We start from the raw sequence: 17660 nt of genomic DNA on the forward strand, positions 1-17660 counted from the left end.
TTCCTGACCTCCGGGGCAGCGATCAGGCCGCGGCGTCGCCGGGCTTTCGGCAATTCCGGCCTATATGGCAAATCTCGACTTTTCGCGCTAGGCATCCGCACGACAATGCCCGGATCACCGGGCGCAGAACGGCGCCTTGGCCGAAGGAAGCGCGACATGACCCTGACCGATCGTCTGACCGCCGAACTGGACCAGATCCGCAAGGACGGGCTTTTCAAGGACGAGCGCGTCATCACCTCGATGCAGTCGGGCCGGATCGAGGTCGGGGCCGGCCGCACCGTGCTGAATTTCTGCGCCAACAATTACCTGGGCCTGGCCGACCATCCCGAGTTGATCGCCGCCGGCCATGCGGCGCTGGACCGCTATGGCTACGGCATGGCCTCGGTCCGCTTCATCTGTGGCACGCAAGAGGAACACAAGGCACTGGAATCGCGCATCGCGGCTTTTCTGGGGGCCGAGGACGCGATCCTCTATTCCTCGTGTTTCGACGCCAATACCGGCCTGTTCGAGACGATCCTCGGGCCCGAGGACGCGATCATCTCGGACGCGCTGAACCATGCCTCGATCATCGACGGGGTCCGGCTGTGCAAGGCGCGCCGGCTGCGCTATGCCAACAACGACATGGCCGGACTGGAAGCGCGGCTGATCGAGGCCGGCGATGCCCGCAACCGGGTGATCGTCACCGACGGCGTGTTTTCGATGGATGGCGTGATCGCCGATCTGCCCGCGATCTGCGATCTGGCCGAACGCCATGACGCAACGGTCGTGGTCGATGACAGCCACGCGGTCGGGCTGACCGGGCCCGGCGGGCGCGGCACGCCGGCGCTGCACGGGGTCGCGGACCGGGTGGCGATCCTGACCGGCACGCTGGGCAAGGCGCTTGGCGGCGCTTCGGGCGGCTATGTCGCGGGGCCTGCGCCGGTGATCCAGATGTTGCGGCAACGCTCTCGGCCCTATCTGTTTTCGAACACGCTGGCGCCGGTGATTGCGGGGGCCTCGCTGACGGCACTGGATCTGATCGAGGCGGGCGAGGATCTGCGCGCGCGCCTGAACGGCAACGCCGAACGTTTCCGGGCCGAGATGGGGGCGGCCGGGTTCACGCTGGCCGGGGCCGGCCATCCGATCATCCCGGTCATGCTGGGCGAGGCGCATCTGGCGGGCGAATTCGCGGCGGCGATGATGCGCCGCGGGGTCTATGTCACCGCCTTCTCGTTTCCCGTCGTGCCGCGCGGGCAGGCGCGCATCCGCACCCAGATGTCGGCTGCCCACGGCAAGGCGGACCTGGACCGGGCCATCGCGGCCTTCATCGCGACCGGCCGCGACCTGAAGGTGATCCGATGAGCAACATGATGAAGGCGCTGGTCAAGGCGCGGCCCGAACCGGGATTGTGGATGGAACAGGTGCCGGTCCCCGAACCCGGTCCCGGCGAGGTGCTGATCCGCGTCGGCAAAAGCGCGATCTGCGGCACCGACGTGCATATCTGGAACTGGGATGCCTGGGCGGCGCAGACCGTTCCCGTGCCGCTGGTCACCGGCCATGAATTTTCCGGCGTGATCGCCGATACCGGCAGCGCGGTGACAGGCTTCCGCCCCGGCCAGCGCGTTTCGGGAGAGGGGCACATCACCTGCGGGGCCTGCCGCAATTGCCGCGCCGGACGCGGGCATCTGTGTCGCAACACGCTGGGGGTGGGCGTGCAGCGGGCGGGATCCTTCGCCGAATATCTGTGCCTGCCCGAAAGCAACGTGGTGCCGATACCCGACGACATCCCCGACGAGATCGCGGCGATCTTCGACCCATTCGGCAATGCCGTTCACACCGCGCTCAGCTTCGATTGCGTGGGCGAGGACGTGCTGGTCACGGGCGCGGGCCCGATCGGGATCATGGGGGCGCTGGTGGCGCGGCGGGCGGGCGCCCGCAAGGTCGTCATCACCGACATCAATCCATCCCGGCTGGATCTTGCCCGCAGGATGGGGCTGGATCAGGCGATCGACCCGTCCCGCGAGGATCTGCGCAAGGTGATGGCCGGGCTGGGCATGACCGAGGGATTCGATATCGGCCTGGAAATGTCGGGCGCGGCCCCGGCCTTCCGGCAGATGATCGACGTGATGAACAATGGCGGCAAGATCGCGATCCTGGGCATCGCGCCGACCGGGTTCGAGATCGACTGGAACAAGGTGATCTTCAAGATGCTGAACCTGAAAGGCATCTATGGCCGCGAGATGTACGAGACCTGGTACAAGATGATCGGGCTGGTCCAGGCCGGCTTGGATCTTGCGCCGCTGATCACCCACCGCCTGCCGATCGACGATTTCGAGACCGGGTTCGCGGCGATGCGATCGGGCGAATCCGGCAAGGTCGTGCTGGATTGGGGGCAGGGCTGAAACCTGTCGGAAATCGCTGGTGACCCCGGCAGGATTCGAACCTGCAACCTGCCCCTTAGGAGGGGGCTGCTCTATCCAGTTGAGCCACGGGGCCGCCGTGCAGCCCTTTTGACCGCATGAGGGCGCCTTGGCAAGGTTGTCGGGGCACGAGTCGTCCGCTAACATTCCCGATCATCCCTGTCGCCCGGAACAGCGCCGCCATGACGACCCTTCGCCCACGACGCCCCCTGACCCTGCGCGACGTGTCCGAGGCATCGGGGGTCTCGGAGATGACGGTCAGCCGGGTGCTGCGCAATCGCGGCGACGTTTCCGCCGCGACGCGCGAAAAGGTGCTGACCGCCGCGAAGACGCTGGGATACGTGCCCAACAAGATTGCCGGCGGGCTGGCCAGCCAGCGCGTCAATCTGGTCGCGGTGGTCATCCCGTCGCTGTCGAACCTCGTCTTTCCCGATGTGCTGGGCGGCATCTCGGCCGAGCTTGACGATACCGGACTGCAACCCGTGATCGGGGTGACCAATTATTCGCCCGCGCGCGAGGAAATGGTGCTCTACGACATGCTGTCCTGGCGGCCCTCGGGCGTGATCCTCGCGGGGCTGGAACACAGCGCCGCGGCACGCGCCATGCTGACCAGTTCCGGCCTCCCGGTGGTCGAGATCATGGATACCGACGGCGACGGCATCGACACGATCGTCGGCATCTCGCACAAGCGCGCAGGCCGGGAAATGGCCCGGCGGATCGTGGCCGCGGGCTATCGCCGGATCGGTTTCGTGGGCACCCACATGCCCGAGGATCACCGCGCCCGCAAAAGGCTGGTCGGTTTCGAAGAGGGGCTGGCGGCGGCGGGCGTTCCGCTGGAGGCGCGGGAATATTATCAGGGCGGATCGTCGCTGCTGAAGGGGCGTGAACTGACCGAACGGATCCTGACCCGCGCGCCGAATCTGGATTTCCTTTATTATTCCAACGACATGATCGGCGCGGGCGGCCTGCTTTACTGCCTGGACCGGAATTACGACATCCCCAATCGGATCGGGCTGGCCGGCTTCAATGGCGTCGATCTGCTGGATGGGCTGCCGGTCAGGCTGACCACGACCGATGCGAGACGGGTCGAAATCGGGCGCCGCGCCGCCAGGCTGGTCGCCGGCAAGGATGCCCTGCCCGAAAACCGCATCGTCGAGATGGTCCCGACCTTCATGCCCGGCCAGACCATCCGCGACACGCTGTCCTGATCCTGCCGCTTGTGGCGGGAACGCGGCGCCATTATGTCGGGCCTCATGCATGTTCCGTTTCTCAGCCGCCTGATCCATCGCGGACCGCGCGTTTCGGTCGTTCGCCTGCACGGCGCCATCGGCATGGCCGGGCGCGGCGGCGGCGGCCTGAACGACGCGGCGCTTGCCCCGGTGATCGAACGCGCCTTTCGCAAGGGCAAGCCGGTCGCGGTGGCCCTGTCCATCAATTCGCCCGGTGGCTCGCCGGTGCAATCATCGCTGATCGCCGCGCGCATCCGGCGTCTGTCGGAGGAAACCGGAACCCCGGTCCATGCCTTCGTCGAGGATGTCGCGGCCTCGGGCGGATATTGGCTGGCCTGCGCGGGCGACCGGATCTGGGCCGATGACAGCTCGGTCCTTGGCTCGATCGGCGTGATCTCTGCCGGGTTCGGCTTTCACGATCTGATCGACCGCTGGGGGATCGAGCGTCGCGTGCACACCGCGGGCCAATCGAAATCGACCCTGGACCCGTTCCGCCCGGAAAAGCCCGAGGATGTCGCCCGTCTGCACAAGGTGCTGGAGCCGATTCACGCGGCGTTCAAGGCCCATGTCACCGCACGGCGCGGCTCGAAACTGGCCGATGGGCGCGATCTGTTCACCGGTGAATTCTGGGCCGGGCGCGAGGCGGTCGATCTGGGCCTGGCTGACGGGATCGCGCATCTGGTGCCCAAGATGAAGGCGCTGTTCGGCGACAAGACCCGCTTTTCCGTCCACACGCCGAAACAATCGCTGTTCCGCCGCCTGGGCCTGTCGGCCGAAGCGGTTTTCGACGCGGCCGCGGAAACGGCGGCGTTCCAGCGTTTCGGGACCGGCGGCTGATGGTCAAGCTGGTCATCGTGTTTCTGCTGGTCATGGTGGCGCTGGCGCTGGTCAGCGGGCCGGGCTTTCGCAAATTCCTGTTCAGGTTGCTCGGGATCAAGCCTCGTGATCGTTGACATCGCTCTGGTTCTGGGCGGGCTGGCACTGCTGGTCCTCGGCGGCGACCTGCTGGTCAAGGGGGCGGTCAACCTTGCGCTGCGGCTGGGGATCACGCCGCTGGTCGTGGGCCTGACCGTCGTGGCCTTCGGCACCTCGGCCCCCGAACTGATCGTGTCGCTCTCGGCGGCGCTTGGCGGATCGACCGATATCGCGATGGGCAATGTCGTGGGCTCGAACATCGCCAACGTGCTGGTGATCCTCGGGGCGGCGGCGCTGATCTCGGGCATTCCGACCCGCGGCCACGATCTGCGCGAAAGCTGGACGATGATGATCGGCGCGTCCCTGTTGCTGATCGTGCTGGCCTTCACCGGCGAGATCGGCCGGATCGAGGGGGCCGTGCTGCTGATTGCGCTGATCCTGGTGCTTTGGCGCCAGCTCAGCGCGGGATCGACCGAAAAGGCGGAAGATCTGGAGGGCGTCGAGCCGGGCGCGCGCTGGCGCCGGATCGTGCTGTGGCTGGTGGGCGGGCTGATCGCGCTGCCGGCGGGCGCGCATCTGCTGGTCGGCGGCGCGGGCGATATCGCACGGCTTTTCGGCATCAGCGAGGCGGTGATCGGCCTGACGCTGGTTGCCATCGGCACCTCGCTGCCGGAATTGTCGGCTTCGGTCGCCGCGGCGATGCGCGGGCGCGCGGACATGGCGCTTGGCAATGTCGTCGGTTCGAACCTGTTCAACATTCTCGCGATCCTCGGAATCACCGCGCTGGTGAAGCCGCTGCCGGTTCCGGCGCAGATGCTGCAGCTCGATCTGTGGGTGATGCTGGCCGCAGCCTTGCTGATGGGACCGTTCCTGTTCCGCGCCATCCCGATCGGCAGGCTTGTCGGCGCGGGCTTTCTGGCGGCCTATGCCGCATATGTCGTGATCCTGCTATGAGCGTCGCGCTGATCACCGGCGCCGCGCGGCGTCTGGGCCGTTCCATGGCGCTGTCGCTGGCAAGCCGCGGCCATGATGTCGCGATCCACTACAACCGTTCGGAAGACGAGGCCCGTGACACCGCATCCCGGGCCCGCGCCTTCGGCGTCGAGGCGCGCTGTTTCGGCGCCGATCTGCTGGATCCGGACGCGGCCGCCGATCTGATTCCGCGGATTGCGGCCGCGATGGGGCCGCTTGCGGTGCTGGTCAACAATGCCTCGATCTTCCGGCACGACACCATCCACAGCGCCACGATGGCAGGTTGGGACCGACATCTGGGATCGAACCTGCGGGCGCCGTTCCAGTTGATCCAGGCTTTCGCCGCGCAGGCCCCGGCCGCCCTTCCCGACGACCGCGGCGAGCCCGTGGCGCAGGCGCTGATCGTCAACATGGTCGATCAGCGGGTGCTGAAGCCCACGCCCGATTTCATGACCTATTCACTGTCGAAGGCCGGATTGTGGGCGCTGACCCGCACCGCCGCGCAGGCGCTTTCGCCGCATATCCGCGTGAACGCCATCGGCCCCGGCCCGACCCTGGTCGGGGCGCATCAGTCCGCGACCGAATTCGCGGCTCAGCGCGATGCCACGATCCTGCGGCGAGGGGCCGAACCGGACGATATCGTCGCCGCTCTGGGCTATCTTCTCGATGCGAAGGCGGTCACGGGACAACTGATCTGCGTGGATGGCGGCCAACATCTGGCCTGGCAGACGCCCGATGTCCAGGCCGGCTGAATGCGCCACACCGGTCCATTTGTGCACCTTGCCTTCAAATCTTGGGCGAACCCCCCGAAAACTCACAATGTTTCGGGTTTCGATCGCAGTCAAAAGAAAATATCGTTGTTTTTCAATGCCCCCATCCGCTGCCCAAACTTTCGGCAAAGTTACCAAACTGCAATAAATGCTGGGCCGACGCCTGCTGGCGCCGCCTCCACTCACAGCCTTATCCACAGGAATGGTGGACGGGTTCGCCCTTGCAATCGCCGATTGAAACTTGCAGCCGGGTGACGGAATCACTTTCTTTACGCCATGAGCCAGAAAACCGGCCACGTTCTGATCCAGGATTATCTTCGCACGCTTGATTCCAGTCCCGGCGTCTACCGGATGCTGGATGGGCAGGGCGCAGTCCTGTATGTCGGCAAGGCGCGCGACCTGAAGGCGCGTGTCTCGAACTATGCCCGCCCCTCGGGTCATTCGGGGCGGATCGCGCGGATGATCCGCGACACCCATTCGATGATGTTCCTGACCACGCGCACCGAGACCGAGGCGCTGCTGCTGGAACAGAACCTCATCAAGCAGTTGAAACCGCGCTACAACGTGCTGCTGCGCGACGACAAATCCTTTCCCAACATCCTTGTCGCCAAAAGCCACGACTTCCCCCAGATCAAGAAACATCGCGGCGCCAAGTCCGAAAAGGGCGATTACTACGGACCCTTCGCCAGCGCCGGCGCGGTGAACCGGACCCTGACCCAGTTGCAGCGCGTCTTCCTGCTGCGCAACTGCACCGATTCCGTCTTCGAAAGCCGCACCCGCCCCTGCCTGCTGTTCCAGATCAAGCGGTGCAGCGCGCCCTGTGTCGGCCGTATCGATCGGGACGACTATAACGGGCTGGTGCGGGATGCCGAGCTTTTCCTGCAAGGCAAGACCACCGCGATCCAGACCCAGCTTGCGGCCGAGATGGCGCAGGCGGCCGAGGCGATGGAATACGAACGCGCCGCCGCCTTGCGCGACCGGATCAAGGCACTGACCGCCGTGCAGTCGGTCCAGGCCATCAACCCCAAGGGCGTGGCCGAGGCCGATATCGTTGCGCTGCACATGGAAGGCGGTCAGGCCTGCATCCAGGTCTTCTTCATCCGCGGCAATCAAAGCTGGGGCAACCGCGATTTCTATCCCCGACTGGGCGGCGCCGAAAGCCCGGACGAGGTGATGCAGGCGTTCCTGCTGCAATTCTACGACGACAAGCCCCCGCCGCGCCAGATCCTGCTGTCCCACGCGCCCGAAGATCCCGACCTGACCGCCGAAGTCATGGCCGAACGCGCCGGCCGCAAGGTCGAGATCGCGGTTCCCCTGCGGGGCGAGAAGTTCGAGCTTGTGACAAATGCCCTGCGCAATGCCCGCGAAAGCCTGGGCCGGCGCATGTCGGAAAGCGCGGCGCAGGCGAAACTGCTGGAAGGCGTCGCCAAGGCCTTCGATCTGCCTGCGACCCCGCGCCGGATCGAGGTTTATGACAACAGCCACATCATGGGGACGAATGCCGTCGGCGGCATGATCGTCGCCGGTCCCGACGGCTTCATCAAGAACCAGTATCGCAAGTTCAACATCAAGGGGACCGAGATCACCCCGGGCGACGATTTCGGCATGATGCGCGAGGTGCTGACACGACGATTCACCCGCCTGCTGAAAGAAGACCCCGACCGGCAGACCGAGGCCTGGCCCGATCTTCTGCTGATCGACGGCGGCGCCGGACAGGTCAGTGCCGTCGATGGGATTCTGGCCGATCTGGGCGTCGAGGATATTCCGGTCATCGGCGTCGCCAAGGGCGTGGACCGCGAGCACGGGAAAGAGGAATTTCACCGCCCGAACCAACGTCCCTTTGCGCTGCGCATGAACGACCCGGTGCTCTATTTCGTGCAACGCCTGCGCGACGAGGCGCATCGCTGGGCCATTGGCACCCACCGCGCGCGGCGCGCGAAATCGGTCATGGCCAATCCGCTGGACGAAATCGCCGGCATCGGCGCCGCGCGCAAGCGCGCGCTGCTGGCGCATTTCGGCAGCGCCAAGGCCGTCAGCCGCGCGGGCCTGGCCGATCTGCGGGCGGTCGAGGGGATCTCGGCCGCGATGGCGCAGAAGGTCTATGACCATTTCCACGCGCGCGGCTGATCGTCCGACGACCCTCGCCGCGTGGGGTGGCGTCCACGCCGTGAACCGGTCGGAGGCCGCACTGGAACGGCCAGGGTTCTGACAGCGACCGCGGCCCTGTCTGTTTCGACAGGATCGATGTGAATATCGTTGTCAAATGTTGCAGCACGGCTATTGACGGCTGGTCAGGGGCTCGCAGCGTGAGGGTGAGCGGCGAAGGCCGCTTGGCGGGTTCCCTGGCGCAACCGCAGGCACCCGCCTTGCGGTGCCTGGGTCCGCCGTTCCGTCCTGCCCGGGAATCGGCCATTCCCGGGCTCATCGCCAAGGCGTCGCGGGCTCAGCGCCGCAATGCCTTGGCCTGCTTGCGGCGGGCATGAAGCGCCGGTTCGGTATAGCCCGAAGGGCTTTCGGCACCGCCGAAGATCAGATCGCGCGCCGCCTCGAACGCCGGGCCGTCGAAATCCGGCGCCATGGGGACATAGGCCGGGTCACCCGCGTTCTGCCGGTCGACCTTGGCGGCCATGCGGCGCAGCGCGTCCTCGACCTCATCGCGCGAGATCAGCCCCTGTTCCAGCCAGTTGGCCATGTATTGGGCGCTGATCCGGCAGGTGGCGCGATCCTCCATCAACTGCACGTCGTTGATGTCGGGCACCTTGGAACAGCCGATCCCCTGATCGACCCAGCGGACGACATAGCCCAGAATCCCCTGGCAGGAATTTTCCACCTCGCGCAGGATCTGGTCCCGGCCGGCGGGTGCGCCATCCATCAGCGCGGGCGTCAGCAGCCGGTCCAGATCGGGCATGGCGCTGCCGGACAGGTCCGCCTGCCGCGCGGCGACATCGACCTGATGATAATGCAGCGCGTGCAGCGTCGCGGCGGTCGGGCTGGGCACCCAGGCGGTATTCGCGCCGGACCGGGGATGACCGATCTTGGTCTCCAGCATCTCGGCCATGGCATCGGGCTTGGCCCACATGCCCTTGCCGATCTGACCCTTGCCGCGCAGTCCGCAAGCCAGCCCGATCAGGACATTGCCCTGTTCATAGACATCAAGCCAGTCGGACGATTTCATTCCGTCGCGCCCGACGAAGGCACCGGCCTGCATCGAGGTATGGATCTCGTCCCCCGTGCGGTCGAGGAAGCCGGTATTGATGAACACGACGCGGTTGCGGATGGCATGAATGCAGGCGGCCAGATTGGCGCTGGTGCGGCGTTCCTCGTCCATCAGGCCCAGCTTGACCGTGTTCGCGGGCAGACCCAGCACCTGCTCGACGCGGGCAAAGGTGCGATCAGTGAAGGCGGCCTCGTCGGGGCCGTGCAGCTTGGGCTTGACCACATAGATCGCACCGGCGCGGCTGTTGCCCAGACCCTTGTCGCGCTTCAGGTCGTGGATCGCGCAGGCCACCGTCACCATCGCGTCCAGAAGACCCTCGGGGGTTTCCCGACCGTTCAGCCTGATCACATCCGTCGTCATCAGCAGACCGACATTGCGCACCAGCAACAGGGCGCGGCCGGGCAGCGTCAGGGTGCTGCCATCGGGCCGGGTGATCTGCCGGTCGGGGGCCAGGCGGCGTGTCATCTGCCTGCCGCCCTTTTCGAAGGTTTCGGACAGGTCGCCCTTCATCAGGCCCAGCCAGTTGCGATAAACGACGATCTTGTCCTCGGCATCGACCGCGGCAACGCTGTCCTCGCAATCCTCGATCGCAGTCAGCGCCGCCTCCAAGACCACGTCGCTCAGCCCGGACGCCGAGGCCGACCCGATTGGGCTTTTCGGGTTCACGACCAGTTCCACATGAAGCCCGTGATGGACCAGAACGAAGGCGGTATCCTGGCCCTCGGACCGGGTGCCGACAAAGGCCGAAGGGTTGGCCAGCGCGACCTCGGTCCCCTCGATCGACACATGCAGCCCATCCTGATCCGCGCGATAGCCGGTGGCGTCGGAATGACCGCCCCTGGCCAGCGGAAAGGTGTCGTCCAGGAATCCGGCGACACGCGCCACGACGGCATCGCGCCGCGCCGGGTCGAATCCGTCCGATGGCGGCGGCCCCATCGCGTCCGATCCGTAAAGCGCATCGTAAAGCGATCCCCAGCGGGCATTGGCCGCATTCAGCGCGAAACGGGCATTGCTGACCGGCACGACCAGCTGCGGACCGGCAATGCTGGCGATTTCGGGATCGACCTCGCCATTCTCGACGGTGAAGGGTTCGGGCTGCGGCACCAGATAGCCGATGCGGGTCAGGAATTCGCGATAGGCCGCGGCGTCCCAGGGCTGGTTGCCGCGCGCCTTGTGCCAGGCGTCGATCTGCGACTGCAATTCGGTACGCCGGGCCAGCAGCGCGCTGTTCTCGTCGGCGAAATCCGCCAGCAGCCCTGCATATCCGGACCAGAAGCGATCGGCATCGACCCCGGTGCCGGGCAGGACCTCGTCCTCGATGAAGGTCGCGAAAGTCGCATCGATTTCAAGTCCGTGTCGCTGGATAGGCTGGGCGGGCATGGTCATCCTCCTGTAGCTGCGGTGCCGGTCGCGGCCGCGGCGCGGCGGCGGTCGATGTATACAATAGCGCACCGTAGCCGCCGGGGACCATAGGTCGCCATGTGCGAGCGGGGGTTTCAGCGGATTTTTTCACCCCTCGCGACCGGTCACATTCGCGCGCGGTCCCGCGCAAGACCGGGTCTTCGGCCTGCGCCCGCCGATCGCGCCGGGCAGATCACCGGCGAATCGGCACGGTTCCGCCTCTGGCGCGGCGGGGGGTTTTCCTCTGCCCTTGCCGCTGCCACCTCTGGCCGCGCAGGAAGCGCGCGCCGTTCCGGTGTCGCGCCCTTGACGGACAAAGGAGAACCACATGTTCCGCCAGATCGCTTTCGCTGCCGGCCTTTCGATGGCCGCGACCGCAGGTTTCGCCCAGACGGCCGAGACGCCCGCCCAGGGTGGCGGCGCCGCGCCCGCGCAGAAGGCGCCCCAGGCCGCCAGGATCGACCCCGCAGCCGCCTATGAGGCCGCCCGGAACCAGCTGGGCATTCTGAAATATTGCCAATCCCAGGGTTTCTCTGGCGCCGAGGCGGTATCCGCGCAGCAGAAGCTGGTCGGAATGCTGCCCGAGGGTGATGCACAGGCCGGCGCCGCGGCCGAGCAGAAGGGAACCCAGGGCACCGTCTCGCTGGGAGAAACCCAGATTTCGCTGAAGGACGCCGCCTCGCAGCAGGGCACCAGCGAAAAATCGCAGTGCCAGCGCATCGAGGCGGCGGTCAATCAGGTCGCAAGCCAGTTGCCGGCGGGCTGATCGCCCGCGCTCCCTCCCCGACTGGCACGACGGCGGGCCGGTGCAGCGATGCGCCGGCCCGTTCGTTCAGGGATCCCCGATAATGCGCAGACCCTGAGGCGCCCTGCTCAGTTGCGCCCGTCATCGGCGACAAGGGGCCGGGTGACGGCGCGCGCCGCCTCTTCGTCCTCGGCGGGCGCGCCGCTTTCGACGATTTCGCGCGCCTCTTCCTCATCCTCGTCCTCGATCGCGGGAGGCTCTTCCCCGGCAAGGAAGTTTCCGAATTTTTCCCACCCCGGAACATGTTCGGAAAGAACCCGGATCACGACCAGCACCGGCACCGCGATCACCATACCCAGCACCGACCACAGCCAGGCCCAAAGCGCGACCGAGATGAAGACCACCACCGTATTCATCTGCAGACGGCGCGACACGAAATAGGGTGTGATGATCTGCCCTTCCAGCGAGGTCAGCGCCAGATAGGACGCTGCCACCATCGCCGGCCAGAACAATCCCGGCATCACCACCAGCGCCACCACGGCCGCGATGCCCACGCCGGCGATGGCGCCCAGATAGGGAATGAAGTTCAGAAGGAACGCCCCGATCCCGAACAGAAGCGGCGAGGGCATTCCCCAGGCCCACATGGCAAGGCCGACGGCAAAGCCCAGGCAGGCATTGATGACGGTGATCGCGCCCAGATAGCTGCCCAGTGAATCCTCGATCTCGCGCAGCGCCAGATAGGCGGTGCGCTTGTCGTGCATCGTGTCGAAGCTTTGCACGATTTTCAGATAAAGCAGATCGCCCGAAGCGATCATGAAGAACAGCAGGATCAGCGTGAAGACCACCTGACCCAGCAATTGCGGGGTCAGCTTGAGGACGGCGGCAAAGGTGGATTCGCCCTCCTGTTGGACCCGCACGGTTGTCGCGGCATCGCCGCCTTCCTCTTGCATGTTCTGGGCGTCGTCGATCTTCTTGGCGGCCTCCTGAAGATCGCGCATCGAATCGCGGACGTTCTGGAACTTGTATTCAAGCTGACTGCTGATCGTGGGGATGCGGGCCGCGGCGCGGTTGACCGGGCCGCTGGCGGCATAGGCGATGACGCCGACCGTGATCAGGATGCTGACCGTGACCAGCAGGGCGGTCGCCCCGTCGGGAATGCCCCGGCGTTCGTTGAAACGGCGCAACGGGGTGAAGACGAAGAACAACAGAATCGCCATCGTCACCGGCATCAGGAAATCACGGGCGGCTGCGACAGCGCCAAAGGCCATGATCAGAAAGATGCCGATGACGGCCCAGTTGACCAGAACGCGCGTCACACCGTCCTCGCGCCCGGTGCGCGGAAAATTGTGCCCTTGCGGACCGACCATGAAATCCCCCCTCCACGGCGCATTCATCGCCCCGCCCGGGCCCGGAACGCAGGATGCGAACCGATTGTTCCGAACCGTCCGCGCGGCCTGATCTTTGTCAATCGCGGCGTCAGATGGGGTGATCGCCCGCGGCGTCGATCACCCGCGACGGCAGGCCCATCCGGCCCAGCAAGTCCAGAAAGGGCCGCGCAGGCAGATCCTCGACATTGACCATCTTCCCGACATCCCAGGTTCCGCGCGCGATCAGGATCGCCGCAGCGACGGGTGGCACCCCCGCGGTGAAGCTGATGCCCTGGCTTCCGACCTCGTCGAAGGCCTCCTTGTGATCGGCCACATTATAGACGAAGACCTCGCCCGCCTTGCCATCAAGACTGCCCCTGACCAGATCGCCGATGCAGGTCTTGCCGGTATAGTCGGGCGCAAGGCTGGCCGGATCGGGCAGAACCGCCTTGACCACCTTCAGCGGCACGATTTGCTGCCCCTCGGCGGTCGTGACCGGCTGTTCGGACAGCAGGCCCAGGTTCTGCAACACGGTAAAGACGTTGATGTAGTGGTCGCCGAAGCCCATCCAGAACCGCACGTCGCTGTCCTTGTAGCGGGCTGCAAGGCTGTGCACCTCGTCATGGCCGGACAGATAGGCCTTCTGCTTGCCGACGACGGGCAGATCCCATTCGCGGCCGATCTCGAACATCCGGTTCTCCTGCCATGCGCCCTGTTGCCAGGAATAGACCGTGCCGGTGAATTCGCGGAAATTGATCTCGGGGTCGAAATTGGTGGCGAACCAGCGACCATGGCTGCCGGCATTGATGTCCACGATGTCGATGGACTCGATCCGGTCGAAATATTCATCCTCGGCCAGACGGGCATAGGCGTTGACGACGCCCGGATCGAAACCCGCGCCAAGGATCGCGGTGATGCCTGCCTTCTCGACATCCTCGCGCCGCTTCCATTCGTAATTGGCATACCAGGGCGGGGTCTCGCAGACCTTGGCCGGATCCTCGTGGATGGCGGTGTCGATATAGGCCGCGCCTGCCCGGATGCAGCCTTCCAGCACCGACATGTTGATGAAGGCCGTGCCCACATTGATGACGATGCCGGCCTCGATCCGTTTCAACAGCGCCTCGACCGCATCGGGATCCATCGCGTCCAGCGCATGGCTGGCAAAGGCCATGTCATGCCCCTTGCCGCGCAGGCTGGCGATAATGGCGTCGGCCTTGGCCTGGGTGCGGTTGGCGATGTGCAGGTCGCCGAATTCGGCCGCCCATTGCGCGACCTTGTGGGCGCTGACTTGCGCGACGCCGCCCGCGCCGATGATGAGGACATTCTTCTTGGCCAATTCCAACTCCTTTCGGGGGGCAGAGAACGGGTCGCCTTAGGACAGGCTGGACTTGTAATCGTCATAGGAAAAGCTGCGGACAAGGCGGATCGTTCCGTCCTCTTCGCGGATCGCGATCGAGGGCATGGCGACGCCGTTGAACCAGTTCTTCTTGACCATCGTGTAGCCGGCCGCGTCGGCGATGCCGAGCCGGTCGCCGATCTTCAGCGGCCGGGCAAGGCGCGCCTCGCCGAAAATGTCGCCCGCAAGGCAGGTCTTGCCCGCGATCTGGTATTCGTGGTCGCCGTCCTGCGGCAGCTTGGCCGTCTCGCGATAGATCAGCAGATCCAGCATATGCGCCTCGATGCTGCTGTCGACGATCGCGACCTTCTTGCCATTGTCGATCAGGTCAAGAACGCTGACCTGCAAGGACGCGGCCCCCGTGATGCTGGCCTCGCCGGGCTCCAGATAGGCCTGAACGCCGAACCGGTCCTGAAAGGCGGCCAGCCGGTCGGCCAGCCGGTCCAGCGGATAGCCCTCGCCGGTAAAATGGATGCCGCCGCCCAGACTGACCCAGTCCAGTCTTTGCAGGATGTCGCCGAACTCGGTTTCGATCCGGGTCAACTGGTGATCGAACAGGTCGAAGTCCCCGTTTTCGCAATTGTAGTGGATCATCACGCCGCTGATCCGGTCCATCGCGGCCTCCAGACGGGATATGTCCCATTCGCCGAGGCGGCTGAAGGGACGCGCCGGGTCGGCCAGATCGAAGCCGCTGGTCGAAAAGCGCGGGTTCAGCCGCAGCCCGCGCGTGATCGCCGCTGCCCTGTCGCCGAACCGGTCAAGCTGGCCCAGGCTGTTGAAGATGATCTTGTCGGCATGGGAAATCGCCTCGTCGATCTCGTGATCGGCCCAGGCGACGGAATAGGCGTGGGTTTCCTTGCCGAATTCCTCGGCCCCCAGCCGCAATTCGAACAGCGAGGACGAGGTGGTCCCATCCATGAAATCGCGCATGACATCGAAGACCGACCAGGTGGCAAAGCATTTCAGCGCCAGCAGCGCCCTGACGCCGGATCTTTCGCGCAACCGGGCAATTTTTTCCATGTTGCCGCGCAGCACCGCCTTGTCGATCAGATAATAGGGCGTCGGCAGATCGGTCATGGCGTTTCCGTGTCCAGGCCCCGAAGGGCGAAAGAGAAAGGCGGGATATAGACAGATCGGGCGCTTTTCGCAAGAAAGTGCGGCACAGCCGTGACGCCGGGCGCCCGCTCAGCCACCGGCGGCAAGGCGACGGAATTCGCGTTTCATCAGTTCCAGTTCGGCCCGCAAAAGCGCGATCTCGGCCAGCACATCCTGGGCCAGGGGTTGACCGGCCCGCAGGTCCAGCCGCCCCAGGACCGGCGCGCCCGGGCCGGGCGCCATCCCGGCCTCGCAGGCCAGCAGTAAAAGCGACGTGATCCCGTCCGAAATCACACTGCCGGGCAGTTCGACCTCGATCTGCCACGGCCCGCCATCGGGACCGGTGGCCCGCGCCTCGGCCACGACTTCGCCCTCATGGGCGATGCACAACCGTCCGGGCAGGCTGCCGGTCAGGGTGCCGCGCCAGATTCCGCCGGCGATTCCGTGGCTGTCGAAATGCATCCGTCGCTTCCTATATCTGCGCGCGCGGATGGCGCGACATGACAAGATCGGTCAGCGTGACCGCGTTCATCGCCGGGGCCTCGAAGATCAGATCCAGCCAGACCTTGTCGGCCGGTCGTCCCGCCAGATCGGCATAGGCCAGGTCGAATTCGACCACCCGCGGATTGTTCCGCCCCTCGATCGGATGGCCAAGCTGCCGCAACATGCTGGCCGTGTCCGGACCCTGGGCGATGTTGATGCGGCCGTAGACGGTCATCGCCCTCTCGGCCGACAATTGCGCGTCCACCCGCAGCACGTGATCGCGGCCCAGATCCTCTTGCATTGCATCGGGCAGATCCAGCGACAAGGACAGATACCCGCCCGAGAATCCCATCACTTCCAGCGACAGGCCGTAATGCGCCAGATCGGTGCCCTGCCGGTTGCGGACCTGCCGCAGGATCGCCGCGCGATGGCCGCAATCGTGCCACAGCACCACCTCGTCGCTGAACCGCTGGCCGTTTTCCGGCGCGACCAAGGCTGCAGGAACGATCCGGCCACGCAGCGTCATCGGCCGCCAGCGCCAGTCTGTCCCCGGCGGCAGGTCCAGCAATTGCAGATCGTCGCGCGCGCGCGAAGGGCTGGCATCGCTGTGCTGAAGAAAGCGGCGCAGGTCGGCATGAAGCGCCAGCGCCTCGTCGCGCAGGTCGGGATCCGGCGCGCGGCGGCCCTGCATGGCGCTGTTGGCCAGCGCGGCCCATTGCCGGCCGGCCGACTGCCGGCCGCGTCGCGACCTCCAGCCCTGCCAACCGATCATGCCCGGCCTCTATTGATCCATGTAGACATGGGTTTCCTCGGCCGCGCCGGGATGGGTGACCGCGCCCCATCGCGCGCCGCCCACCAGCCGCGCGTATTTCCACAGCGCGCCCGAGGCGTAATCCGTCCGGCGCGACCCGCCCCACGCGTCCCTGCGCGCGGCAAGATCCCTGTCGGACAGATCGACGCCGATCTCGCCCTTCACCGCGTCGATGGTGATCATGTCGCCGTTGCGCAGCAGCGCGATGGGCCCGCCTTGCGCGGCTTCGGGCCCGACATGGCCGACACAGAATCCGCGCGTCGCGCCCGAGAAGCGGCCGTCGGTGATCAGCGCGACCTTCTTGCCCATGCCCTGACCCGACAAGGCGGCGGTCGTGGCCAGCATCTCGCGCATGCCGGGCCCGCCCGCCGGGCCTTCGTTGCGGATCACGATCACGTCGCCCTCGCTGTAGTCCCGGCGCTGGACGGCGGCGAAAGCCTCCTCCTCGCTTTCAAAGACCCGCGCGGGGCCGGTGAAGACCTGATCTTCGGGCGCCATGCCCGCGACCTTCACGATCGCCCCGTCCGGCGCCAGGTTGCCTTTCAACCCGACCACGCCGCCGGTCGCGGACAAGGGCGTGGCGACGGAATGGATCACCTTGCCGTCGATGTCGCGATCGACCAGATCCAGTTCCTCGCCGATGGTGCGGCCGGTTGCGGTCATGCAATCCTCGTGGATCAGCCCGGCGCGGCGCAATTCGCGCATCACCACCGGAACACCGCCCGCCTCGTAGAGGTCCTTGGCCACATATTCGCCGCCCGGTCGCAGGTTCACGAAATAGGGCGTGTCGCGAAAGATGTCGCAGACATCGAACAGGTCGAAATCGATCCCCGCCTCATGCGCAATGGCGGGCAGATGCA

Annotated in this window: 15 protein-coding genes and 1 tRNA gene; 8 read left to right on the top strand and 8 right to left on the bottom strand. The window is 65.9% G+C overall.

All coding sequences use genetic code 11. The annotated features are described in order from the left end of the window. Window positions 1–156 precede the first annotated feature (156 nt). Entirely contained in the window at window positions 157–1341 is a 1185-nt protein-coding gene (locus B4A72_RS08745; protein WP_292951006.1) for a glycine C-acetyltransferase, read from the top strand. An 8-nt stretch (window positions 1342–1349) separates the two neighbouring features. Then, window positions 1350–2381 (top strand): L-threonine 3-dehydrogenase, encoded by a 1032-nt coding sequence (tdh, locus tag B4A72_RS08750; RefSeq protein WP_292951022.1) that lies wholly within the window; start codon window positions 1350–1352, stop codon window positions 2379–2381. Window positions 2382–2398: 17 nt separating this feature from the next. Here tdh and B4A72_RS08755 read toward each other — a convergent pair. Continuing rightward, window positions 2399–2475: transfer RNA gene (locus B4A72_RS08755), tRNA-Arg, on the bottom strand. 106 nt (window positions 2476–2581) lie between these two features. Here B4A72_RS08755 and B4A72_RS08760 point away from each other — a divergent pair. The 5 genes from B4A72_RS08760 to uvrC all read left to right on the top strand — a co-directional run bounded on the left by B4A72_RS08760 (window position 2582) and on the right by uvrC (window position 8412). Further along, complete coding sequence (locus tag B4A72_RS08760; RefSeq protein ID WP_292978358.1) at window positions 2582–3607, top strand: LacI family DNA-binding transcriptional regulator; 1026 nt, start codon at window positions 2582–2584, stop codon at window positions 3605–3607. Between the two features lie 45 nt (window positions 3608–3652). Then, on the top strand, window positions 3653–4465 hold the full coding sequence (locus B4A72_RS08765) for a S49 family peptidase (RefSeq protein ID WP_292952997.1): 813 nt from the start codon (window positions 3653–3655) through the stop codon (window positions 4463–4465). A 105-nt stretch (window positions 4466–4570) separates the two neighbouring features. After that, window positions 4571–5497 (top strand): calcium/sodium antiporter, encoded by a 927-nt coding sequence (locus B4A72_RS08770; protein WP_292952999.1) that lies wholly within the window; start codon window positions 4571–4573, stop codon window positions 5495–5497. Next, on the top strand, window positions 5494–6267 hold the full coding sequence (locus B4A72_RS08775; RefSeq protein WP_292953001.1) for an SDR family oxidoreductase: 774 nt from the start codon (window positions 5494–5496) through the stop codon (window positions 6265–6267). The genes B4A72_RS08770 and B4A72_RS08775 overlap by 4 nt, the downstream gene beginning before the upstream one ends. 294 nt (window positions 6268–6561) lie before the next feature. Beyond that, window positions 6562–8412: an excinuclease ABC subunit UvrC gene (gene uvrC, locus B4A72_RS08780; protein ID WP_292953003.1), complete on the top strand. Its 1851-nt coding sequence runs from the start codon at window positions 6562–6564 to the stop codon at window positions 8410–8412. A gap of 316 nt (window positions 8413–8728) precedes the next feature. Here the strand turns inward: uvrC and B4A72_RS08785 are convergent, their stop codons facing one another. After that, entirely contained in the window at window positions 8729–10882 is a 2154-nt protein-coding gene (locus B4A72_RS08785) for a malate synthase G (protein WP_292953004.1), read from the bottom strand. Between the two features lie 349 nt (window positions 10883–11231). Between B4A72_RS08785 and B4A72_RS08790 the strand changes: the two genes are divergently transcribed. Next, complete coding sequence (locus tag B4A72_RS08790; protein ID WP_292953006.1) at window positions 11232–11669, top strand: pore-forming ESAT-6 family protein; 438 nt, start codon at window positions 11232–11234, stop codon at window positions 11667–11669. A gap of 107 nt (window positions 11670–11776) precedes the next feature. On the opposite strand, the gene B4A72_RS08795 is transcribed toward B4A72_RS08790, so the two are convergent. From B4A72_RS08795 to B4A72_RS08820, 6 genes are all read right to left on the bottom strand, one after another. After that, window positions 11777–13015, bottom strand: a complete 1239-nt coding sequence (locus tag B4A72_RS08795) for an AI-2E family transporter (protein ID WP_292953008.1) — start codon at window positions 13013–13015, stop codon at window positions 11777–11779. Window positions 13016–13124: 109 nt separating this feature from the next. Further along, window positions 13125–14351, bottom strand: a complete 1227-nt coding sequence (locus B4A72_RS08800; protein ID WP_292953010.1) for a saccharopine dehydrogenase family protein — start codon at window positions 14349–14351, stop codon at window positions 13125–13127. Window positions 14352–14387: 36 nt separating this feature from the next. After that, a complete protein-coding gene (locus B4A72_RS08805) occupies window positions 14388–15488 on the bottom strand; it encodes a carboxynorspermidine decarboxylase (RefSeq protein ID WP_292953012.1) in 1101 nt (366 codons plus the stop codon). Between the two features lie 108 nt (window positions 15489–15596). Further along, window positions 15597–15968 (bottom strand): hypothetical protein, encoded by a 372-nt coding sequence (locus B4A72_RS08810; RefSeq protein WP_292953014.1) that lies wholly within the window; start codon window positions 15966–15968, stop codon window positions 15597–15599. Window positions 15969–15978: 10 nt separating this feature from the next. Continuing rightward, window positions 15979–16761 carry a DUF6478 family protein gene (locus B4A72_RS08815; protein ID WP_292953016.1) on the bottom strand — a complete coding sequence of 261 codons (783 nt, stop codon included), beginning with the start codon at window positions 16759–16761 and terminating at the stop codon, window positions 15979–15981. A gap of 9 nt (window positions 16762–16770) precedes the next feature. Then, the coding region (locus tag B4A72_RS08820; protein ID WP_292978360.1) for a dihydroxy-acid dehydratase at window positions 16771–17660 on the bottom strand (890 nt) is incomplete at its 5' end.

The organism is Paracoccus sp. UBA5162, from assembly GCF_002413585.1.
In the GTDB taxonomy this organism is placed as follows: Bacteria; Pseudomonadota; Alphaproteobacteria; order Rhodobacterales; family Rhodobacteraceae; genus Paracoccus.